25 protein-coding genes and 1 tRNA gene are annotated in these 20762 nt (G+C 66.1%); 16 read left to right on the top strand and 10 right to left on the bottom strand.

Annotation, left to right across the window (positions count from 1 at the left end):
• Window positions 1-133: 133 nt before the first annotated feature.
• Both AB0E14_RS29890 and AB0E14_RS29885 read left to right on the top strand, forming a co-directional pair.
• Window positions 134-208 (top strand) — tRNA-Cys (locus tag AB0E14_RS29890).
• A 309-nt stretch (window positions 209-517) separates the two neighbouring features.
• A complete protein-coding gene (locus tag AB0E14_RS29885) occupies window positions 518-1480 on the top strand; it encodes a site-specific integrase (RefSeq protein WP_362424982.1) in 963 nt (320 codons plus the stop codon).
• 83 nt (window positions 1481-1563) lie between these two features.
• Here the strand turns inward: AB0E14_RS29885 and AB0E14_RS29880 are convergent, their stop codons facing one another.
• Window positions 1564-1983 carry a hypothetical protein gene (locus AB0E14_RS29880; protein ID WP_362424978.1) on the bottom strand — a complete coding sequence of 140 codons (420 nt, stop codon included), beginning with the start codon at window positions 1981-1983 and terminating at the stop codon, window positions 1564-1566.
• Between the two features lie 226 nt (window positions 1984-2209).
• Between AB0E14_RS29880 and AB0E14_RS29875 the strand changes: the two genes are divergently transcribed.
• The 5 genes from AB0E14_RS29875 to AB0E14_RS29855 all read left to right on the top strand — a co-directional run bounded on the left by AB0E14_RS29875 (window position 2210) and on the right by AB0E14_RS29855 (window position 5005).
• A complete protein-coding gene (locus tag AB0E14_RS29875) occupies window positions 2210-2455 on the top strand; it encodes a hypothetical protein (protein ID WP_362424975.1) in 246 nt (81 codons plus the stop codon).
• Window positions 2424-2948, top strand: a complete 525-nt coding sequence (locus tag AB0E14_RS29870; RefSeq protein WP_362424972.1) for a DUF6879 family protein — start codon at window positions 2424-2426, stop codon at window positions 2946-2948. The genes AB0E14_RS29875 and AB0E14_RS29870 overlap by 32 nt, the downstream gene beginning before the upstream one ends.
• A 27-nt stretch (window positions 2949-2975) precedes the next feature.
• Window positions 2976-3827 carry a helix-turn-helix transcriptional regulator gene (locus AB0E14_RS29865; RefSeq protein ID WP_362424969.1) on the top strand — a complete coding sequence of 284 codons (852 nt, stop codon included), beginning with the start codon at window positions 2976-2978 and terminating at the stop codon, window positions 3825-3827.
• 294 nt (window positions 3828-4121) lie between these two features.
• Entirely contained in the window at window positions 4122-4406 is a 285-nt protein-coding gene (locus AB0E14_RS29860) for a hypothetical protein (RefSeq protein WP_362424966.1), read from the top strand.
• 365 nt (window positions 4407-4771) lie between these two features.
• The gene (locus AB0E14_RS29855) at window positions 4772-5005 is read left to right on the top strand and encodes a hypothetical protein (RefSeq protein WP_362424963.1); all 234 of its coding nucleotides are present in this window, start codon (window positions 4772-4774) and stop codon (window positions 5003-5005) included.
• A 209-nt stretch (window positions 5006-5214) separates the two neighbouring features.
• Here the strand turns inward: AB0E14_RS29855 and AB0E14_RS29850 are convergent, their stop codons facing one another.
• On the bottom strand, window positions 5215-5682 hold the full coding sequence (locus AB0E14_RS29850; RefSeq protein WP_362424960.1) for an HNH endonuclease: 468 nt from the start codon (window positions 5680-5682) through the stop codon (window positions 5215-5217).
• A 148-nt stretch (window positions 5683-5830) separates the two neighbouring features.
• Between AB0E14_RS29850 and AB0E14_RS29845 the strand changes: the two genes are divergently transcribed.
• The 5 genes from AB0E14_RS29845 (at window position 5831) to AB0E14_RS29825 (ending at window position 9039) form a co-directional block, all read left to right on the top strand.
• Entirely contained in the window at window positions 5831-6289 is a 459-nt protein-coding gene (locus AB0E14_RS29845; RefSeq protein WP_362424956.1) for a hypothetical protein, read from the top strand.
• A gap of 475 nt (window positions 6290-6764) precedes the next feature.
• Window positions 6765-7328: a hypothetical protein gene (locus tag AB0E14_RS29840; RefSeq protein ID WP_362424953.1), complete on the top strand. Its 564-nt coding sequence runs from the start codon at window positions 6765-6767 to the stop codon at window positions 7326-7328.
• Between the two features lie 88 nt (window positions 7329-7416).
• Window positions 7417-7650 (top strand): hypothetical protein, encoded by a 234-nt coding sequence (locus AB0E14_RS29835; RefSeq protein WP_362424950.1) that lies wholly within the window; start codon window positions 7417-7419, stop codon window positions 7648-7650.
• On the top strand, window positions 7647-7958 hold the full coding sequence (locus AB0E14_RS29830; protein WP_362424947.1) for a hypothetical protein: 312 nt from the start codon (window positions 7647-7649) through the stop codon (window positions 7956-7958). The genes AB0E14_RS29835 and AB0E14_RS29830 overlap by 4 nt, the downstream gene beginning before the upstream one ends.
• A gap of 430 nt (window positions 7959-8388) precedes the next feature.
• Window positions 8389-9039 carry a hypothetical protein gene (locus tag AB0E14_RS29825; protein WP_362424944.1) on the top strand — a complete coding sequence of 217 codons (651 nt, stop codon included), beginning with the start codon at window positions 8389-8391 and terminating at the stop codon, window positions 9037-9039.
• Between the two features lie 185 nt (window positions 9040-9224).
• Here AB0E14_RS29825 and AB0E14_RS29820 read toward each other — a convergent pair whose 3' ends face one another.
• The 3 genes from AB0E14_RS29820 to AB0E14_RS29810 form a co-directional block, all read right to left on the bottom strand.
• Window positions 9225-9575: a hypothetical protein gene (locus AB0E14_RS29820; protein WP_362424941.1), complete on the bottom strand. Its 351-nt coding sequence runs from the start codon at window positions 9573-9575 to the stop codon at window positions 9225-9227.
• 61 nt (window positions 9576-9636) lie between these two features.
• Entirely contained in the window at window positions 9637-9789 is a 153-nt protein-coding gene (locus tag AB0E14_RS29815; protein WP_362424938.1) for a hypothetical protein, read from the bottom strand.
• A 60-nt stretch (window positions 9790-9849) separates the two neighbouring features.
• Entirely contained in the window at window positions 9850-11247 is a 1398-nt protein-coding gene (locus tag AB0E14_RS29810) for a hypothetical protein (protein ID WP_362424935.1), read from the bottom strand.
• Between the two features lie 901 nt (window positions 11248-12148).
• Here AB0E14_RS29810 and AB0E14_RS29805 point away from each other — a divergent pair.
• From AB0E14_RS29805 to AB0E14_RS29790, 4 genes are all read left to right on the top strand, one after another.
• Window positions 12149-12442: a hypothetical protein gene (locus tag AB0E14_RS29805; protein ID WP_362424932.1), complete on the top strand. Its 294-nt coding sequence runs from the start codon at window positions 12149-12151 to the stop codon at window positions 12440-12442.
• An 88-nt stretch (window positions 12443-12530) separates the two neighbouring features.
• Window positions 12531-12788 carry a hypothetical protein gene (locus AB0E14_RS29800; RefSeq protein ID WP_362424929.1) on the top strand — a complete coding sequence of 86 codons (258 nt, stop codon included), beginning with the start codon at window positions 12531-12533 and terminating at the stop codon, window positions 12786-12788.
• 31 nt (window positions 12789-12819) lie between these two features.
• On the top strand, window positions 12820-13398 hold the full coding sequence (locus AB0E14_RS29795; RefSeq protein WP_362424926.1) for a hypothetical protein: 579 nt from the start codon (window positions 12820-12822) through the stop codon (window positions 13396-13398).
• Window positions 13399-13777: 379 nt separating this feature from the next.
• Window positions 13778-14164, top strand: coding sequence for a hypothetical protein (locus tag AB0E14_RS29790; RefSeq protein ID WP_362424923.1), 387 nt, complete (start codon window positions 13778-13780; stop codon window positions 14162-14164).
• A gap of 68 nt (window positions 14165-14232) precedes the next feature.
• Here the strand turns inward: AB0E14_RS29790 and AB0E14_RS29785 are convergent, their stop codons facing one another.
• The 5 genes from AB0E14_RS29785 to AB0E14_RS29765 all read right to left on the bottom strand — a co-directional run bounded on the left by AB0E14_RS29785 (window position 14233) and on the right by AB0E14_RS29765 (window position 20736).
• Entirely contained in the window at window positions 14233-14892 is a 660-nt protein-coding gene (locus tag AB0E14_RS29785) for a hypothetical protein (protein ID WP_362424920.1), read from the bottom strand.
• 4 nt (window positions 14893-14896) lie between these two features.
• Window positions 14897-15529, bottom strand: a complete 633-nt coding sequence (locus tag AB0E14_RS29780; RefSeq protein ID WP_362424917.1) for a hypothetical protein — start codon at window positions 15527-15529, stop codon at window positions 14897-14899.
• A gap of 47 nt (window positions 15530-15576) precedes the next feature.
• Entirely contained in the window at window positions 15577-17919 is a 2343-nt protein-coding gene (locus AB0E14_RS29775; RefSeq protein ID WP_362424914.1) for a hypothetical protein, read from the bottom strand.
• Window positions 17920-17929: 10 nt separating this feature from the next.
• Window positions 17930-18295, bottom strand: a complete 366-nt coding sequence (locus AB0E14_RS29770) for a hypothetical protein (protein ID WP_362424911.1) — start codon at window positions 18293-18295, stop codon at window positions 17930-17932.
• Window positions 18296-18453: 158 nt separating this feature from the next.
• Window positions 18454-20736, bottom strand: coding sequence for a molybdopterin cofactor-binding domain-containing protein (locus AB0E14_RS29765; RefSeq protein ID WP_362425021.1), 2283 nt, complete (start codon window positions 20734-20736; stop codon window positions 18454-18456).
• Between the last annotated feature and the right edge of the window lie 26 nt (window positions 20737-20762).

Genomic DNA, 20762 nt, shown 5'->3' with positions numbered 1-20762 from the left:
TGTCCGGAGCAGGCACTCCCCTGGTCCCTTGGACCTACGACCATGAACGCGCCATGACAGTCATGTTGCACGCCAGCGGAATCCCTTGAGCCCCTCACCCCGCCCCGCCTACGGTCGTACTCGTGCACAACACGGCCGTGTGCCCGAGTGGTTCAGGGGCTCGCCTGCAAAGCGAGTTACGTCGGTTCGATTCCGATCACGGCCTCCACAAGATCTCTGACCTGCGCTTATGGTCGGACGACATGGCTTCCTGGCTCTGTGACTCCTATCCACACGGAGCTAGGCAAGTCGCTTGGACTAACAACGCTTGCCCAAGCTCCTCTGTCCCAAGGAGCCACGGGCCATGGCACGACCGCAACGTTCCACACCAAGCCCAGTACGGAAGAGCGCGCTACGTGCGCAGAGGCGCAGCGTCTCGCCGACAGAGAGCGAGAGCACACACGCGCACTCACAGAGCTCCGTACGTGCGCTCACGTCGCCTGAGGACGTACGTCACGCACTGCTCGCTGAGCTGCGCTTGCATCTGGAGACGACGACCAACAAGCACGGCCGACCGTTCCAGCGGAAGACGATCAACGCCTACGTGAACGCGGGCAAAGCACTCTCCGCGTGGATGACACAGGCTGGTGTGGAACGTCCCTTCACCGCCTGTGACGTGCAGCTTCTCAACCGCTTCTTTCGCTGGTGGTACGAGACCAAGGACGTACCGAAGAGCCAGGACGGCAATGGCGGCTACACGGGTGGGGTCAACACCACGCAGCGGAACCTCCGAGCGCTGTTCCTCTACATGGCTGAGGAGTACGACCACCTCAATCCATACCTCGATCCGAAGTTCCACCGGTACGCAGCTCCGCAGCTCGGGAAGCCCAAGACGCTGTCCGAGGAGTTCGTGAACGACTGCCTGGAAATCACCGGCAACGGCTCACCCAAGGTCCGCGACTTCCAGACGGTCCGCGATCACGCGATGATCCGCGTACTCACCGAGGGCCTGCGCTCGGACGAGCTTCTGAACCTGCGCGTCCAGGACCTCGACTTGCCGGGGCACACCCTGGTCGTGGTCCCGCTCAAGGGCGATCGCAACTCCACAGACGGCCGGGTCATCCCCTTGCAGCCCAAGACAGTGAAGGCGCTCACTCGATACCTGCGCGTCCGTACGGATCACGTACTGGGCAACCCGGAGAACCCCAACGCCTCTCCTCTTCTATGGCTCGGCACGCGATCACGTCGGCCTCTGCGGTACATGGCGCTGTACCGGATGGTGAAGAAGCGCGCGGCCGAGGCGGGCTACGACCCGACCGAGGTGTCTCCGCACTCGTTCTGTCACACCTGGGCCGACGACCTGCTGACCGCTGGAATCTCCGGCGAGAACGTCATGGCCGTACGTGGATGGAAGTCCCCCGCCATGCTCCGCAGGTACGGCGCGGACATGGCCTCTCAGCGCGCAGTGAACGCGGTCCACTCACTGGGCGACCGGTACTGACCTGCGGCTGAGCACTCGCCGGCATACACGCGAGCGGGGGGTGTGGAACATCCATCACCTACGTTCCACACCCACCCGCCGTGCTAGTCAGCCAGTGCCTTCCGGCACTCCTGCTCCATGGCCCGTACTACCTCGGGCCCGTTCAGTGCCTCGTGCTGGGCCTGGGCGGCATCGCGGTCAGCCTGGGGCAGGCTCGTGTTCTCGATCGTGGCCTTCAACTCGGTCAGCCGCTGAAAGTCCGTGACGGCGTTGGAGAGCCTGTCCCAGCTCCGGTCCGCTCGGGCTGCGCGCGCCGCACGATTTACTTCTTCGTCGAGGTCTTCCGCAACCTCGGCCCACTTCCCCGCGCTCCAGGTATCGGTCGCATTCCCCGAGCTGTCCTCGTCGGCCGACTCGGAGGCGTCGTTATAGCCCAGATTCTCGCAAGTCTGCCGAGCGTCGGCGCCAGCGGTCTCGCTCGGAGATGCGCACCCTGTCAGAACCAGTCCCATCACGAGGGCCACGCCAACTCTCGGCACACGCACCAGATCACCCCACCCTTACCGACATGCTCCCCAGCACGCGCACGGCACGACGCCGCTGCCAGGAGGGTAGCGACCTTTGGTAGGGCGCGTGCTCCCTCCGTCCAGCCCGCCGTCTCAGGCTGTCCGGAGACGGTCTTGACGCTGTCCTGCCAGGCGGGCGACGCTCATGCAACCGAACGCAACTGACTAGTCAGGAGTGAAGGTCATGGCTCTAAAGTTCTTCGGCAAGGACCCGAACAGCAACGGCGACAACTGCCCGAGTGTGTGGGTGGACGAGAAGTCGGCGGATCTCGTACTCCAGGGCTGGAAGGCCGACGAGGCGACGGAAGCGGAATGCTTGAAGGTGGGCAGCATCCCCGAGACCGAGGGCGTGTTCCGCATCCCGGCGAGCATGGTGGATCAGATCAGGAAGGCGTGCGATGAAGCCGAGCAGCGTGCCGCCGTTCAGTGAACTGATCGCGGGGTGCCAACGGTCGGCCGTCCACCTGGAGCTGCGTGACTGGTACGGCATAGCCTCGGAGGACGAGGACTTCGCCGAGTGGCGGGAGACGGGCGAGATCGGCCCCGCGTCTGCCGAGCGTAGCCGTGACTGGCTCGACCTGGTGCGCCAGGCCACGAGCCGTGGCGTCGTCATGCGCCGTGCCCGCATCGTGTCCGTGCCGGTCAGCGAGTACATCCGATACGAGCACGCCAGCACGTTCCTGAACGTCGAGGCCGGGGAGCTGATCCGCTGGCTCCCCCGCCCTGAGGCTGCGACGCTGGCACTGCCTGGTGCCGACTACTGGCTCTTCGACGACCGGCTGATCCGCTTCGGGCACTTCGCCGGGAACGGGGCGTTCGTGGGCCACGAGCTGAACGACGACCCAGAGGTGATCAAGCTCTGTGCCGACGCGTTCGAGTCGGTCTGGGAACGCGCCACACCACACGAGAGGTTCACGGTCTGACCCGCTCCAGCGGTTCGCCACCAGCTCATGCCTAGTTACCAGTCATCCAGTGTCGAGGCCGCGCGCAAGAACGTCGCCGCGCGTCTGCGAGAGGTCCGCCTGGACTCTGGACTCAAGGGTCATGAGCTGGCGGCGTACGCCGGGTGGAACAAGTCCAAGGTCTCTCGCATCGAGAACGCGATCACCCCACCGTCCGATGCGGACATCCGAGCTTGGTGCGCTGGGTGTGGTGCGGATGATCTAGCCCCGGACATCATCGCCGCCTCTCGCTCCGCTGACTCCATGTACCTGGAGTGGCGACGGCTCCAGCGCACGGGCCTGCGAAGGCTGCAAGAGTCCCGCGTCCCGCTGTACGAGCGGACGCAGCTCCACCGTGGGTATGCCTCGCACGTCGTACCGGGTCTGTTCCAGACGCCGGCCTACGCATCCGCCCTGCTCAGCACAGTTGGGCGGTTCCACCGAGCGCCCAAGGACACGGCAGAAGCCGTGGACGCTCGCATGGCACGAGCACGCGTGCTCCACGAGCAGGGACACCGTTTCGTGTTCCTCATCGAGGAGGCCGTACTGCGGTACCAGCTCGGAGACGCCGAGTGCATGGCCGGTCAGCTCGGACACCTGCTGTCGGTCATGTCGCTGCCCGCCGTGTCGCTCGGCGTGATCCCGTTCGCTGCCCGAGAGCGGGGCATGTGGACCGTCGAGACCTTCGACATCTTCGACGACGAGCGTGTCCATGTGGAACTCCTGACGGCTCAGGTGACGCTCACGGCGCCGGGCGAAGTGGCGATGTACGTAAGGGCCTTCGGGGACCTTCGAGAGATGGCCGTGTACGGCTCTGAGGCTCGCGCATGTGTGGCGGATGCCCTCGCTGCGCTGGGCTGAGAACTCGCGTGCAACTGCGTAGAACTCGCTTGGGCTGGCTCTCCCCAGCTTCCTAGCGTTGTCGTCACGGAGACGACGCGAGGAGCTGGCATGGCCAAGGCGAGCACGTCCACGAATCCCCCGGCATACGGGACGCACGATCGAGAGCCCGATCCCGTCGACAAGTGCGCCGGGTGTGCCGAGTTGGCCGACTTGCGTCGCTACGCCCGCCAGCGCAACGACTGGTCCACGGTCTCTGACTGCAACGTCCTTCTTCGCCGCCACCCACGGCACTGATCGCAGGGCGGCGACGGCATGAGCAGAAACCCTCGGCGGCGCAACAACCCCATCCGGATGTGCTCGGACTGCGAGTCCATCACTGATCAGCCGATCTTGATCCAGCGCATCGATCACCCGGACGGCCGGGGCTGGGGCCTGTACGCGTGCCTCACGTGTGCGCCCAAACACCTGAGCCCCGTAGGCGCGCGAAGCCTGTGGATCCTCCACGTGGCCGACTGCTGGGAGTGCAACAACGAGGCCGAGTGCACGATCAGCCAGGCTCTCCGCCAGGTGTTCGAGGCCGCGACGGAGCCATCGTGACCGCCCCGACACGACGGCAAGGCCAACGGGGTGGCCGAACGGGGTACGGCCTCAACGGTTCCAGACTTCCCGGCCTCATCGAGTGGCTGAACGACTTATCCACCCTCTGTGGCCTCTGCGTGGGCACACGGCTGATCTGGTGCTCTGACTGCGGCGGCTTCGCTGGGTGTGGCACGTGCCTCTTCAGGCTCAAGGTCGCTTGCCCTCAATGCTCGGGCGGCACGTCAGAGCAGTGGAGGCCGTGACCTCTGGCCACCGCTCCATAACGACTCTCCATGGAATCCGGCCGCTTCCCTACGGACGGCTGGCTCTCGCTTCCTACGTTCGTTCTGCCAGCACGACAACGCCCCTCCCAAGGAGTTCAGATGACCACGCCGCCCACTGCCACCGTTCGCCTCGACCACAGCGCTTGCAAGCACCCGCGCACGAAGGCCGGGCGGGCTGCGTGCCGCAAGGCTCGTGCCGCTGGCGAGGTCGGTCTCGCGGTAGTGGCCGAGAAGCCGACGGCAGCGAAGAAGGCCGCCGCCAAGCCTGCCGCTGCGAAGAAGTCCCCGGTGAAGGCCGAGACTCCCGCTCCGGCAGAGGGCGACGACGCCTGACGTTCCACACCCAACAGAGAAGCCCTTGATGCCCCCAGCGTCAGGGGCTTCTCGGTGTGCTTGCCGGCACTCGCTGACCTGCCGAAACGCTGTGCGCTCGCTAGGCGAGATCGGTGAGCGCGTGCGTGTCTTCTGTCGCGCTCGCTCTACTGGGAGCCGAGAGGCACTGTTCTGTAGCCCTAACACGCATGAGAGCGCGAGACGTTCGCTCACGTCGTGCGCGTCGAGTCGTCGGCCCGACCATGTCGGATGCGCTCACAAGCCCGGCACTCGCGATAGCCGCGCCGATCGATCCGCGTATTCTCTGCGGTGAACTCATGGCCTCGACGGCAGTGGGTCTTGGCCTGGTTCTGGTTGCCGTGAAAGCCGCCAGGGTGACGGCCCTTCGCAGCCTTGTCCCGGTTGTTGGCCTCGGCGTCACCGATGAACAGGTGGCTGGGGTTGCAGCACGGCGGATTGTCGCAGGTGTGGCACACGAAGATATCCGCTTCCAGAACATCACCCAGGGCCCATTCCACGAGCCAGCGGTGGGCTCTCTTCTTCCTGCCGCCGATCTGAAACTGGCCATATCCCTTGGCCGTGCGGTGACCTATCCAAGGCCAACAATCATCCGGCCCGGCAGACCTATCAACATCGAAAAGGAACACACCCAGAAGGCCATCGTTGGTTTTCGCCATAGAGCCACGATATCCGCCATTCTGCGGCATCACCCACGCTCGCGCGCCATATACACTTCCTTGCCATTTCGTCAATCATCTGAGACTTTTGAAATGCCAATCAGTTGGCATTGGCACGGAATCCGGGCGGCAGAACGGAGGGAAAGCCGTGGCTGAAAAGAAGCCAAGTAGGCCAAAGCCCCGAAAGCCTGGCGCTCCGCTGGGTGCAGGCAGCCTGAGCGCGGCCGAGCTGGACGTCGAGGCAGAGAAGGTCTACGCCCTCCACAAGAAGGGCCACTCAACTCTCACCATTGGCCGGGCCATGGGCCTGACCAAGGATGTGGTGGAACGCCGAATCGCTCGGGCCCGAAAGAACCTGCCGTCTGAGTCTGCGGACGACCTGCGCATCGACCGGGAGTCGTCGCTTTCCGACATGGTCCGCGAGGCTCACAAGAATCTGGCAAAGGCCGAGACAGTAGCCGAGCGGAACGCCTGTGTGCGCACCATTGCGGATCTGAACATGAAGCTGGCAAAGCTCCTTGGCCTTGAGGTTCCCGCAAAAGTCACGCTGGAAATGGAACAGGTCTTCACGAGCCAGCGTGACGGCGTGTGGGGCGGTGAGCTGTAATGCCCCTTCGCTCCCTCACTGAAGCCCGCCGACGCGCTCAGGCCGGTATGGAAATCTGTACCGCTCACGGGGCGAACTGCGAGAAGTACCCGGATCACCCAATTCTCCAGGAGAGAGACAGGCCGGATACGGAGCTGGCAGAAATGATCCGGCGCGGCCGCGAGAAACAAGGGGCCCAGGTGCAGGAATACGAGCCCCGACCTTGCAAGTCACGCAAGCTATCGGACGATGAGCTTCGCCAGCGCAGGGAATACGCGGACGAGGTTCGTATCGCACGGCAGAAGAAGCAGGCCCCGCCTCTCCCTCCGTGGGAGCCAGAGTTCGATCCCGAACTGGCCGAGAGGATCCACCGGCTTCGCCTTGAGAGCTGCCCCCAGTATCGCGGCCTCTACGGGCCCGAGGCGACAGAGCGGTACCGCCAAAACATACGTGAGGGATACGGCGATGCCGTCCCGGAATTCGAGGAGGAGTGACCATGGCAGACAGGCGCACTCACGAGATCATGGCCGCCTTCCGAGGCGGCGACATCCTGAACAACGAGATCCAGGACGAGGAGCCTCAGGGCGATGCGGCCTCGATCGAGATCAGGCGCCGCGCCGGGCTGCCGTCGCTCGCCGACGAGCGGCGCGCAGTCCAGACCCGCGTGCGCAACGAGCGTGAGGCCGAAGCGGCCAAGGCGCGGTTCGAGGCTCGCGTAGCCGAGAGGGCCCGAGCGGCACGCATCGACCGCGCTCAGGCTCGGGCGCAGATCGGCCGCGAAGATGCCGACCAGCGGCGGGAGGAAGAGCAGCGTGCCTCCCACGAGCAGATGGTGGAGAGTGGCCGCGCCGAGCGACGGCAGGAGCTCCAGGAGCTCACCGCGCCGTCTCGCGTGAAGTACGGACCCGACGGCAAGCCCGCCCCCGGCACGACCGTAAACGACCTGATCGCAGACGGAGCACGAGGCGACTCGACGGTCCGCAAGCTCAGGCTTGCTTGGGCCCCGCCCTCGTACGACGACCTGGTCGCTCTCGGACTCGTCGAGCCCAGCAACGGCTGAGCCGTCAGCCGGCCGTCTGCACCACACACCTATCCGACCGCGTAGAACCCGGTACGTCTTCGTGCCGTCAGTAGAAAGGCAGGCCCAAATGGCCACCATCTCGATGGACCTCCAGGACTTCAACTCCCTCATGGCGATGGGCACTGTCCGGCGCCGCGCGGTGTTCCTGGACCTCTACAACACCGGCCGCACCAAGGCGGGAGCGTCGACCGCGTCTGGCCCAGACAGCGTCATCGTCTCGCCGTCCAGCCCGAGTGCGACCGCCCAGCCCGAGAACACCGTCGTCACCCGGGTCAAGGCCGCGATTGCGGCGGCGTCATGAATGCCGCGCTGGACCTGGACGAGCAGGTCATCCGCTTCATCGAGCGGTCCCGCAAGGAAGACGGCGGGGTCTACTGGACTCGCGTGATCGGCGGGTTCACCGCTGTCGAGGGAGCGGACATCGAGGCCGCTCTGGCGCGACTGCACGACGCAGGCCGAGTCTGCTTCGTGGGGCGAGAGAAGACCTCTCGCCGCGTCTTCCTGACCGACGTGGTCTCAGCGCGCCCGAGCCGTCTCGACCACGAGGGCATGAACCGCCTCCTCGCGAGCCTGGACGACGACGGCTACGACGTGACCGCCACTACGTAGGCGGCAACACAGACCGGCTGGTGTGGGACAGGCCCGGGGGTTCTTCTACCCTCCTTTACCCCGCGCGGGACTATCCCCTGCCCCACACCAGCCACCAATTCCCGGATGGCCGGTCCGGGACAGAGGCCGAGTACCTGTAGCGCCGGTGGGTGTGGATCGCTACAGGCGCTCGGCCTCATCACAGACCGATTCCGCGGGAGGTGTTCCGTGCTCCTCTCATCGATCCGGACCACCGGCAGGTGAGTGATGGCCAAGAAGAGAAACAAGGCTCGTAGGCGACTCAGGGCCGAGCAGAAGCCGACTGAGCGGCGGACCCAGCAACGGCAGCCGCACGCAGACACGATGTGGCATGCCTTCATGAAGGCCGTGGTTGCCGATGGGCAACGTTGACGACAGTTCGGCGCTGTCGAACCATGCCACGGAGGCGCCAGTGCTGCGCGCCCTCCAGAAGAGTGGAGGCAAGACCCTCAAGAGCGTGGCCATCGACTTCTTCGAACTCGACACGGCGGCCGCCCTGGCATGTCTGGACCGGCTCACCGCGGCTGGGCAGTTAACGAGGATGACCGACCGGCGCGGATGGACGTCATGGCTCCCCGTAACGCCGTCCGCAGTGACCAGGGAGCGGCGGAGCGCGGCCAGGGCCGCGAAACAGCGTGAACGACGAATGGGTCTCGATGTAACTCACGCCTTCTGCGACCACGCCCTTACGAAGACGGATTCTGCTCTGTGCTTGGCCTCTATAGGTAAGGACGAGCTGGTAGCACGGAGCCGCAAGGGGCGCGGTCTGCCCCCTTTGCCTGAGGCAGAGTCCGAGCCAGTCGCACTCCCTGATCCCATCGAGATGCACCAGACGGCCGTCTCTAAGCCTGAGGCAGTCAGACAGCCGGGATACCTCGACAGCCAGTGGGCCGCGTACGTCGATGGACTAGAGCATGAGCTGACCGGGGTACAGACACGCGCCCGGCACGGCGTCTCGGTCGAAGTGATGCGAACCCAGCTGCTGGTGTTCGTCACGATGTACGGCTTGGCGCACTCGATCATCCGCAAGCCCGGCATGCTGTGCTTCCGCATCTTCCCGTAACCTCCCAGACCGGAGCCCCGTCTCACTTGCCTTGAGACGGGGCTCTTCTCTGGGATCGCTGTGTGCGCTTCTCGGGCGCTCTCACGTCTCGCTCGTACGTACTCGCCGGCGAGTGCGTCTGGGCTCCTGACAGGCGCGTTCTAGCGCCCTAACGCATCTGCTGAGTCGCTGAGTTCGACGCGCGCTCAGTCGCTGTCGTCGTCGCGCTCCAGCTCGGATAGAAGCCTCATCACGCTAGCTTCCATCTCTAGGCGGAGCTCGAACTTGTCGACGGCTTGCGTGACGGCGTCGACAGCCTCGTCCTCCAACTCCTCGTACTCGTCCTGGCAGTCCCCACACAGACCGGTCATCTGCCAGATCAGCCAGTAGAGCGCGTCCTCCTCGGGATCGCCGTCCTCAGACGTGTACACGACCTCCATGAGGTTTTCGCCGCAGCCGAAGGGCAGTGCCACACACCTCGACTCCCTCACGACGTCCTGTACCGAGTCTCCGGTCACGACGGCAACGAACTCTTCCAGAGTCACATGGTTGTTCACTTGGCCCTCGTCTCAGTCAGTGCCTGGTCCAGGCGGAGTTCGATTCGGGCCAGCGCTGCAGTCAGGCTGTCCGAGTGGTCATGGCTGCGCGGTACGCCTCCCGGCCGGACGCCTCGATCTTGGAGAAATCCAGGGTCGGTCGCGGCTGCGACTTCTTCCGCAGACGGGGGTCCGGCCGGTCTTGCACCTTGGAGAAGTCGATGGTCCTGGTCATGGCCCGCTCCTTGCACGTGAGTTGACGTGTTCAGCACGCTATTACTCCCTTTGCGGTTTATCAATTACCCGAAATCCACGAGATGAAGTCTTCTGACTTTTCTCCACCGACCTCGATCAGAGGGACATCCTTGAGCCGCTGGATCTGCTTCCTCGCGTTAGGCCCGGTGTACCCAAGCGCCTGCATCTTGGCTAGGTACTCGGCACGCGTGATCACACCCACGTCTCGAATTAGCTGGAGGGCGTCATTGCGCGCGCTCTTGCGCTGCGTCTGCTCCGTGACGCTCTCGTTCGCCTTTAGGGGTGCGTGAGCGGTGATTAGGACCTCGATGCGCTCAACGTCGCGCGTACTGTCCAGCACGACGTACGCGACTTCCTCACCGTCATCGAAAGGCACTTCACCGCTGTTGTCCTTGCGGAGCAGCAGAGCCGCATAACCCTTCGTGCCCTTCCGCGCCTTCCGCTCAGAGACCATCTGGTACTTCACGCCCTGGGTGTAGTGCTGCTTCCGACGCGAGCCGGACTCTCGCCTGTCGTTGCTGTTACCGATGTGGTCGATGGTCAGGCCGACGACGCTCGGGTTCACCGCCTGGTACGGGTAGAAGTACCGCTTGGCCATCTCATCCACGGCGGAGCCGTCGTTGTGCGTGTTCCGGCCCATGTGGGACAGGCAAGGATCCACAGCATCAATGACGACCAGACCGAAGAGTTCGGGCGTGGCCGGAGCTTCGTCGGGACGGTCGTAGGCGTGGAAGTACGTGGCGACCCTTGCCTCGTCCACACCCATCGCGCTCAGTCGTGCCCGGAGAGTGGAGCCGAGCATGGCTTCGAAGTTGAGCCAGGCCACATGCTCGCCACGCTCGATGAACTCTCGGGCGAGGGCCAGGGCCAACCAGGTCTTACCGGCCGATCGGTCGCCGAAGATGGAGTTCATGACGCCGCTATAGAACAGGTGGCTGATCTTGTCCGCGTTCTGCACCTCGCCGGCGTCTAGCTGCATCCCTGTGCCGCTATCGCTCTGGTCGTCATCAAACCAATCAGCTGAGCGACGACGAGCGGCCTCTCGGATGAGCGACGAAGAAGGACGCACCAGCACAACCTGGTGGTCGCGTGCACCCTCAAGGTAGACGGGGTCGATTGGGCGCCACAGCTCGACCTCGGGCAGGAATTCCCAGTCGTACAGCTCCTGCGCCATGGCCATCTCAATGGCGTTCGGGGGGTCGTTCTTGAACTCCTGCTCCAACCGGTTGCGGTCAGCTTCGAAGGCTGCCAACTCGCGGCAGTACCACTCGCGGACCTCTCTCGCCACCCACTGAGGTTCGGGCATGAACGGGAGGAGTTGCTCCGGGCTGGTGAAGCTCGTCCCCTCGTGAGTGAAGGGAAGTAGTGCGGAGAACTCCTCCAGCCACGTGGCCTGGTTCGGAGCTAGGTCGTCGTCACTCGGAGTGGTGTGGGACATGATCAGCCCTCGCTGCGCTTCTTCTGCGCATCGCGAGCCTGGTCCTCGCACTTGCGCCATTGATAGGGGGTCTGCTTGTGGCTGCATTCGGCGTGAAGCCGAGCCGCTCGGCACTTCCATCGCCCGGCGCGAGTGTCAGGGTGCTCGCACTTGGCGTGACGGGTATTCTTCCGCTCCATTACCCTCTTCCGTTTCTCTCGGATTTCCGTGACATCAATGTATTCGCACGGAAATCCGCACTGAAAGGTGAGCGCGGGCAGGCGGAAAATAGATTTCTGCGTGATATAGGTCACATCGAGATGCCCAATTCTCCAGTCGCGCACGCGTGCGCGTTAGCTGTTGATCGGCAGTGTTGTCTATGTCGAGTGCGCTCACTTACGTGAGCGCTCGTTCGAACAGCGTGACAAACGCTCTGTCACGCATCTGAACTGCGAAAACATGCGTGACAGTGCTTGTCTCGCTCTGTCACGTCACGCCTATTTGTCACGCACGATGGGCGTGACAGCGTGACGTGACAAAGGCGTCTGTCACGCATGTGAGTTGGGGCTGTTGTCACGCTTCTCGATCTTGAGGCGGGGAGCGTGCGACAGGGAGCGTGGGTGACGGGAGTGTGCCAGTGCGGGACGGCGAGCGGCAAGGCGAGTTGGAGCGCGGAGGAGATGTCCCGATTTGGCGTTAGTCCCTTTGAGGGATATTCGACAGCCGGCAGTTTGATGCCCGGGTGCGACAATGCGCAGCTCACGGGTTTGTGTGGCACGCCCCAATTACCAGGCGTACGGAGAAATGCGCGGAGGGTATTGGGCTTGGGCTTGCTCAACGGGCGGCCGGAGGGCCATGGTTCTGCCGTCGCCGGAAGCGCTCGGGAAAGGCTCGGGTAGCGGCGTCAATTGGAGGGTGAACCATGGCTCAGAAGCTGACCGATGACCGTATCTGGGAGACCGGAGAGACGCCGTTCTCGGCCTGCAAGTGGGATGAGTGGAAGCGGGGAGGGACGTGGGTTGCTCGCGAGAATGAAGACTTCGCCTGCTCGATAGAGGTGTTCATGGACGAGCTTGACCACCGTGCCCAAGTGGCGGGCCTGGATGTCGACATGATGGGCGAGGAGGCGACCGTGTACTTCCGATTCACCGGCCAGGCCGACGCGGGCAAGGAGAAGCCGACGACGCTCTCCCTGGACTTCTCCAAGGTTGCCTGAATCACGGCAAGTTGGACTGAAGCCGCAGAATCGCTGAGAGGATCAGGGGAGGAGCGCGGATGCGCTGAGCGAAGGGCTGGTGTGGAACATGGCGAACCCCAACTCCGCGAAGTACGGCCAGTACTACTGGCGGATCGACCTGACCAGCGGGGAGGTAGTACACGCCCACGCCGATGAGGTGGAGATCCAGGGCAGCGGGGCCCTCGTGCTCAGGAAGACAAGTGGGGAGGCCCCGTTGATCCTGCTGGCGTTCGCCTCGGGTGAGTGGAAGAACGTGCGGGCCGCGAGCGCCCTCGACGGGCACGCCATCTGCGTGGACCACTGGGACCAGCCCGAAGGCAAGTAACCCAAAAGCCGTCGAGAGGTAGGTACGGGGCATGAGCGGGCGCGCAGACGCCACAGGCGGGGTGCCGTTGGGTGCGGACATCGAAGTCATGATGGAGACGGCCTCGATTCGAGTGGTGCCGGTTCACGAGCGGTTCTGGAGTTTCTACGACGAGGACCAGCCGTACCCGGTGGTGACGGACGAGTCTCCCCGCGCGTTGCGGGACGTGGCGGAGGAGTTCGCCATGTACTTCAAACGGGAGACGCCGTTCGATGGGTACCCCTACTCGGCCAGGCCGGGTGACAACACATTCCCGATGAGCGTGGTCCTGATCCCGTATCGGAACTGGGTGAACAGCCCCCACTGTCCCGTGGTGGGTGCTGTGGGCGTCATCCCGGCGGGCAACGGGTTCTGGAGGGCCGAGAGCGATCACCTGGCGGCCGTCACGTGGGTATGGCTGCACCCGCACTTCCGGGGGAAGGGGCTCATGACCGCGGCGTGGAAGTTCATCCGGGAGCAGTGGCCGACGGCGACCCTGACAAGGCCGTTCACTCCGGCTGGCGCTCGGCTGCGGAAGGCCGTTGAAGGGAAGGACACGTTGCCCGGCGAGATGGCTCCACGGCGGCGCTGACGCTCACCGGTTGGTGTCGTGCGTAGGTCAGGGATAGGTCCGGGGAGCCGTGTTGTGGGCGCGTGTGAGTGGGTGGGGGCTTATCCCCCCGGAGGGCAACAGTCTGTTGACCATGTGACAGGCGCGCGCTCTGTGAGACGACCAGATTGGCCGCTCGTTTCAGGGCCGTCCACGTCTCCGTACGGCTCCGTTGGGCAAGTTGATAGCGATCCACTCACGCGTTGACCCAGGCTCTGCCAGCTCTCTAAGCTGCGCGTTTGTCACAGAGTCAGGGCCAAGTCGTCCGCTCGCCTGCAAAGCGAGTTACGTCGGTTCGATTCCGATCACGGCCTCCACAAGATCTTCACAAGCCCGTCCGGCCTGTGCCAGAGTCCGTGGCATGACTGACACAGGCACGCGGCGCCGCCTGGGCGCCCTCGTCGGAGCCGGCCTCTCCTGCGCGCTGCTGCCGGGCATCACGCTGAACGGCGACACGGCGGACGCGATCCTCGCCGTGGTCCTGACCGGCCTGGTGATCGCCACCCTGACCCAGCTCATCTACATAGGCCCGTCGGCCCCGGTCCCCCCGGCCCCCCTCCTGGCCTTCGCAGCGGCCGGCTTCCTCCAGGACGCCCTGATCTGGTGGCTCCTGTCCTGGCTGGGCACCGAAAGCGGCATGCTCGACGTGAACGGCCTCACCCCGATCCTCCTGGCCGCCCTGATCACCCGCGTCTCGATCCTGACACTGTCCCTGGCGGGCCGATCCACGGAACCGGCGACGGACTGACGGCGACGGGACTGACGGCGACTGACACGCGGGGCCGTCCCGCCGCCCCGGCCGTACGGCCCCGCCGTTCATTCGCCGGACTTCGGCGGAACGCCGGACGACAAACCGCTTCCCTCGCAGCCCAGTTCGGCAGCGACATCGCGAGCGGCGGCATTGGCCAGCGTGATCACCCGCACTCGGGGGTCATCTCCCCCAGGCTTCCCGCCTGTCGGCGCCTCCAGGCCGGCCCGGACCACGATCTCGTGCGCCGGAGCCTTCATGCGGCAGGTGAAGAAGACCGAGGCCGAGTTGTCGGACGCGTAGGCCCTTCCCCCGGAGGAGAAGTACGTCACGCCGTCACCGAACCTGGGATCATGCTCGGGAATCCCGGACTCCGGGCTGAGCAGGACGCGAAGGGACGCCTCCCCGCCTCCCTCGGCCGGCAGCAGCCAACAGTACGGGACGGCTTGTGCACGGGGCTTTCCGGTCTCCGAGCTCCGACCTTCGCGGGCAGCGGCGCGGAGACTCTCGATCGCCTTCTCCGGTTCGGAGAGTCTGCTGCTGAAGCGATCGGTGTCCATCACAGCCTTGAGCACGGCCGTTGAAGGGGCGTCCTTCGCGAATCCGCCGCACACCTCCGACGCCGTCGCCCCGGCGGGAGAGCCGTCGTCGCTCCCGGAGGAACAAGCCACCGCCGAAAGACCGAGAAGCGCGAGCGCGAACCCCGTCCGCGCACGGGAAGCCGCCATCACGTCACCTTCCGTCCATCGCACCCTGCGGCGTACGGGGCTTCATCACCGGCTTTTCGGGCAACCCCGCATCGTTCTCACAGCCCAGCTTCCTGACCACGGCAAGGGCAGCGGAATGGAGAACGATGAGGTTGGCCTCGCGGATGGCAACCGTGTCGGCGGGCTCGGGGCGCCCCACATCCAAGCTCCCCTGGATACGAGCTGGGCGCTCCCGAGAGGAGTTGAGCTGCGCACTCACACACTCGGTGAAGAGGAACGCCTTTCTGAAGCCAGCGTGCGCGTCGATGCCCATCTCGTACGGATGGGCATTGGCGATACGCTTGCCCATCATCAAGTCGGACGGGTCGTAGAGTCCGAACTCGATGGCCAGATCCTCACTTCCGGGATCGGCCTGCACCAGGCAGCGAGGGTCGTTCAGCGTTCGCCTGGCACCAGCCTCGTAGCCGGTCGCGATCTGCTCCGTGGTCCGCGTGAGCCAGGTATCCGTGTCATCGCTGAACTTCTTTGTGTTCAGAACTTTTTCGAGCGCCCGAGCAGCCGCTCCCGGCGAGATCGCGCCCTCACATTGCTCTTCAGCCGTGACCCTCGGCGGCGCTTCCCCACCACCGCATGCTGCCAGGAAGAAGGCCGCCAACACAGTGGAAGCCGACGCACGTCCCCTTGCCCTCATGCGCCCCACCCCCGTCACCCGGTCTCCGGGTCATTGCCCTGTTGGTTCTCTCGGGCGTTGCCCTGAAGGTAACCGTTCCCCAAGGACTCGATGAGCTCCTGCTTGAACTTCTCACTAACCTCATCACGGTGGTACATGACGAAGCGGTCCATAGGGGCCTCCGCGCTGTACCTGCCCGCGGTGTAGATGGAGGTCTTCTCCTCGCGGATCTTCCCTTCGGTCTCGTCCTTGTGTTCATCGACGGACTTGTCCGACCAGTCGCCGATCACCTGCCCCGCAAGCGTCTCGACCGCCCCCGTCCCGGTCTCGATCGCGAGCGGGACGATCACGGCCGCAGCACCCGCGGCCACAGCGGTCGCCGGAAGGAACGCCACGCCCGCCGCGACAGCTGCGGTCGTCCCGAACCCGATCCAGGCGGACTTCGCCTCCTGAGCCTTCTCGTAGTCCTCATGCGCCTTCATGCCACCAGCCTCGACCTGATCCGCACGCGACTGGTCCAACAGCCCCTGCATGGTTCCGCTGGTGTAGACGGCAGCCTGAGCACGCCCTTCGTTGATGTCGCCGTCAGGGCCGACCTGTGCCTCCAATACGCTGGTGGCATAGATCCTTTCCGCCGTGGAGATCGTCGCATAGGCGTCGGGATGCTGACCCAGTGCACTCAGGAACTCGACCGCGTTCCGGCGCCCGAATTCAGGGTGAGTCGCCAGGAGATCGCCCTCACCCTTGCCGGTCGGCGCGTAGACGTTCCCCGCATCGTTGTCGGCAAGCGCCCAGTTGAGGTCGTCGACGTACCCCGCACCCATGTTTCCGAGGCTGTCCGCCATCGCGGACTGCTTGCTCAGCAGCCCCGCATCGCTGTAGGTGGAGACGACGTCCTTCATGATGCCCGCCGTGGTCGCGTCGCGACCCAGCTTCGGGTCCGGATCGTCCCAGGCATGGCCGAGTGTCGCCGCCTCCAGTGCGTGCCCCAGGGCGTCGGGCATGAAGTCCGCCGATACCTTCACCTGGTCCGGGTGGCGCCCGTCGACGTCCGGCAAACCCTCGTACTTCTCGTTCGCGAAGAAGTCGAGATAGCTCTCGATGGGCTTGCCGTCCGCGTTCATACCCAGGTCGAGGTCACCACCAGGGGTGCCGTCCTCTTTGTACGCCGTCGGCTCGTCCGAGAAGAACAGCTTCGCGGCCTCCGGGCTGTGCCCCAGGGCCTCCAGCATCGGGATCATCGGGTCGTAGCCGGACCCGTTCACCCCGGAAGGGTTGAACGGGTTCTGCGCCCCGCTGAAGGTCTTGTTCTCGGCGAACCTTCTCGGGTCCGCGTGATGCAGTTGAGCGATATGTTCTGCGATCGGGTTGAGGAACTTCGGCTCGTAGTTGCCCGATCGCATGATGCCGCCGAGCAACTGGTAGCCGAATGGCGCGTTGTAGTCGTTCTTCGCCATCGGAACGCGCTCGGTGCCCAGTTTGCGCATCTCGGCGGACCAGCTCTCGGTCCACTTGTCTCCACCCTGGGTGGCCGCCGCGAGATTGATGCCGAGATTCTGCTGGAGTTCCTGCACATCCTTCAGCCGCTGCTCGTCCAGTTTCCCGAACTGGGAGGTGGAGGAGGACAGCTGGCCGAAGAACTCCAACGCGCCCTTCGGGCCGAGTCCGTTGTAGAAGGTCCTGGAGAACTCCTTGGACGTGCCGTTGTCCTTGAGCAGCTCGTTCAGACGCTCCAGCTCCGCGTGGGAGAGCTCTCGGCCCTTCCTGGCCAGGTCGAGGGCGCGGTGGGCCTCCTCGGCGTCGAGGCTCGTGTACCGAGGTGCGCTGAAGTCGTGCTTGTCGGTGGTGATGTTGGCCTTCAGAGCGTTGGCGCACGCCACGTCGGCGTCGTCGCAGGTCTCGACGACGGCGTCGATCCGCCGCTGCAGGGCGTGGACCGCCTCAGCCTCCCTGCGGACCAGGTCGGGATAGTCGGGGTCGTTACGGAGGTCGGGGTCCTTCATCTCCGCCACCGGGTTCCGGGGCTCGACCCTGCCGGTCGCCATGACGACCATCCGCTGCGCCGGCGCCTCCGTCTCCACGATCTTCTTGAGTTCGTCCTGGGCCTTCTTGAAGGCCTGGTACGCGTCCTCGAGGATCTTGTGGATGCCGGCGGCCGCCTTCGCCGCGTCCTCGAACTCCTTGGCCGTCTTCGCCACGAAGGGCTTGGTGACCTCCGCGTTCAGGCCGCGCCAGTAGTCGTCCTTGGCCTTCGCCGCCATGGTCGTACGGGCGTCCTCGGACAGCTTGTCCAGTTTGGCCTTCATCTCCGACCAGTCGTCGGCGGCGTCCTTCATCTTCGCGAGCGGGGCCCGGTAGACGTGGTCGAACGTCAGCATGTCCGCCCGCCTACTTGAAGTACCCGGTGATCGCGGAGACCGACAGCGAGGCTCTGATGTCCTCGTCGTCCTTCGCGTGCTGCGCCGCGCTGTGGTCCAGGTGGTTGGAGATATGGGCGCAGGCGTCCAGGAGCGTGTTCAGCTGGGAGCGCCAGGTCTCCTGGACCGTGGTCAGCGCGGCGCCCGTGCGGAAGCCCGTGCTCGACATGCCGGTCGCGGCGGCCTCGGTGGTCGTCCGGGCGTGGTTGCCGTCCTTCACGAGCCGGCCGTGCAGGGCGAAGGCCGCACCGCCGATCGCCCCCAGGGCGTCCTGGTTGACGCTGAGGTCGGCGGGGCCGCCGCTGCCGTTCTCGGACGGCAGCTGATTGAGTCGCATGTGCGAATCGCGGTCCGCCACGGCCCTCTTGAGCCCGCTCCACTCGGCCTCGAACGACACACGCGCCTCCCCCGTTGACACGAACAAGGCCCGTCACTCTAGCGAGGAGGCGGGGTCCGGCTCGTGGGCGGCGACGGGTTCCAGCCAGCAAACGTCCCCTACGCGCTCGGCGCCCCCACCGCCGCCTGGGGCCGGATCGGGAGGCGGTTGATCGGGCGGCCCGTGGCCGCGCGGACCGCGGAGGCCACCGCCGCCGGGGAGGTGACGACCGGGACCGCGCTCGCCGCCTTCGCGCCGAAGGGGGCCACCACGTCGCGTTCCTCGACGAGCCTGACGATCCGGATGTCCGGGGCGTCCAGGGCCGTCGGCAGGGCGTAGCCGGTGAGGTCCGGGTGGCGCAGGAGGCCGCGGGCCGTGCGGAGGTTCTCCGTGAGGGCCGCGCCCACGCCCTGGGTCACGCCCGCCTCGATACGGGCCGCCAGCTGGGCCGGGTTGAGCACGCGGCCCACGTCCTGGGCCACCGCCATCTCCACCACCCGTACCGAGCCCAGCTCGATGTCCACGTCCACCACCGCGCGGATCGCGCAGAACGCCAGGCCCACGAACGCGTCGCCCTGGCCGGACTCGTCCAGCGGCTCCGTCGGGTGGGGGCGGCACTGGGCCGTGGCCCAGAGCTCCTTGCCGTCCATCGCCTCGGTCACCGTGGTCGACAGGACACCGTCGTACGACGTGATCTTGCCGTCCGTGATCTGCAGCAGCTCCGTCGACATGCCGAACTTGTGGGCCAGCGGCTGGAGCAGTTGGGTGCGGACCATCTTCGCCGCGCGCTCGACCGCGCCGCCCGACACCCACGTGTGGCGGCCGTGCGTCGCCGGGCCCGCCGGCGGCTGGTCGGTGTCCACCGAGGCGACGTGGACCTCTTCCAGGCCCAGCGTCTCCTGGACGATCTGGCGTGCCAGGGTCGCGAAGCCCGAACCGGTGTCCACGGCCGCGCAGATGACCGTCGCCACGCCGTCCTGGACCTTCACCGTCGCCGTCGAGACCTCGTCCGCGCCCTCCGCACCCAGCATGTGCACCATGCCGAGGGCGTAGCCCACGCCCCGGCGCACCGCGCCCGGTTCGCCCGCGCCCTCCGGTCCGCCCGGCAGCAGCCAGTCCTCCTCCGGGGTGTCCATCGGGAGGGACGGGAGGGGGAAGTCACGGACCGAGGAGAGGAGTTCCGCCACCGGAGCCGGGCACGTCACCGTCTGGCCCGTCGGCAGGATGTCGCCCGTCGCAAGGACGTTCCGCAGCCGTACGTCCACCGGGTCCACGCCCAGCTTCGCCGCCAGCTTGTCCATCTGCGCCTCGTACGCCGCGCACACCTGCATCGCGCCCTCGCCCCGCACATGGCCGGACGGCGGGTTGTTCGTACGGACCGCCCAGCCCTCGATGAAGGCGTGCGGCACGACGTACGGGCCGCAGGCGAACGACACCGCGGCCGCCAGCGACTCCGCGGACGCGTCGGCGTACGCGCCGGCGTCCAGCAGGATCTGCGCCTCCACCTTCACCAGCCGGCCCTCCGCGTCCGCGTGGTGGCGGTAGCGCAGCAGCGTCGGGTGGCGGTGGGCGTGCCCGAGGAAGGACTCCTCGCGGGTCGCGGTGAGCTTGACCGGGCAGCCCGTGCGCAGGGCGAGGAGGCCCAGCGGGATCTGGAAGCCCGGGTCCTCGCGGTCGCCCGTCGCCCCGGGAACGCCCGTCACGACCACCTTGACCTGCTCGGGCGCCAGGCCGAAGCAGGCCGCCGCGAGGTCCCGGTCGGTGTGCGGGTCGGTGGAGGCCGTGTAGATCTCGACCCCGCCGTCGGGGCGCGGCACGGCGAGGCCGGCCTCCGCGCCGATGGGGGCCGGGTCCTGCCGTCCGATCCGGTACAGGCCCTCGACCACGACCTCGCCGGTCGCGTCCGCGTCCCCGAACCGCAGCGGGATGTGCCGGATCAGGTTCCCGTCGGGGTGCAGCGCCTCGGCCGCGAAGGCCTTCTCCGGGTCCGTGACCGGGTCGAGGACCTCGTACTCGACGGCGATGGCCGCCGCCGCGAGCCGGGCCGTGTCCGGATGGTCGGCGGCCACGGCCGCGATCGCCTCACCGTGGTGGCGGACCAGCTCGGAGGCGAAGACCGGGCGGTCGGCGACCGTCCTGCCGTACGTCGCGTCCCCGGGCACGTCGGCGTGGGTGACCACGGCCCGTACGCCCGGCAGGTCCGCCGCCGCGCTCGTGTCGATCGAGACGATCCGCGCGTGCGGGTGCGGCGAGCGCAGGATCGCCGCCCACAGCAGGCCCTCGGCCCACAGGTCGGAGGCGTACGGGAAGGTGCCCTCCGCCTTCGCCCGCGCGTCGGCCGACGGGAGGGAGGTGCCCAGGCCGTGGGGCGCCTCCTCCGGCAGCTCGAGGGAATCGACCACCGTGGGGGTGGGTGGCGCGGTGGTCG

Source organism: Streptomyces sp. NPDC047981, assembly GCF_040653315.1.
In the GTDB taxonomy this organism is placed as follows: Bacteria; Actinomycetota; Actinomycetes; order Streptomycetales; family Streptomycetaceae; genus Streptomyces.
The sequence above is the reverse complement of the archived record's forward strand: the minus strand, read 5'-3'. Positions and strand labels throughout refer to the sequence as shown.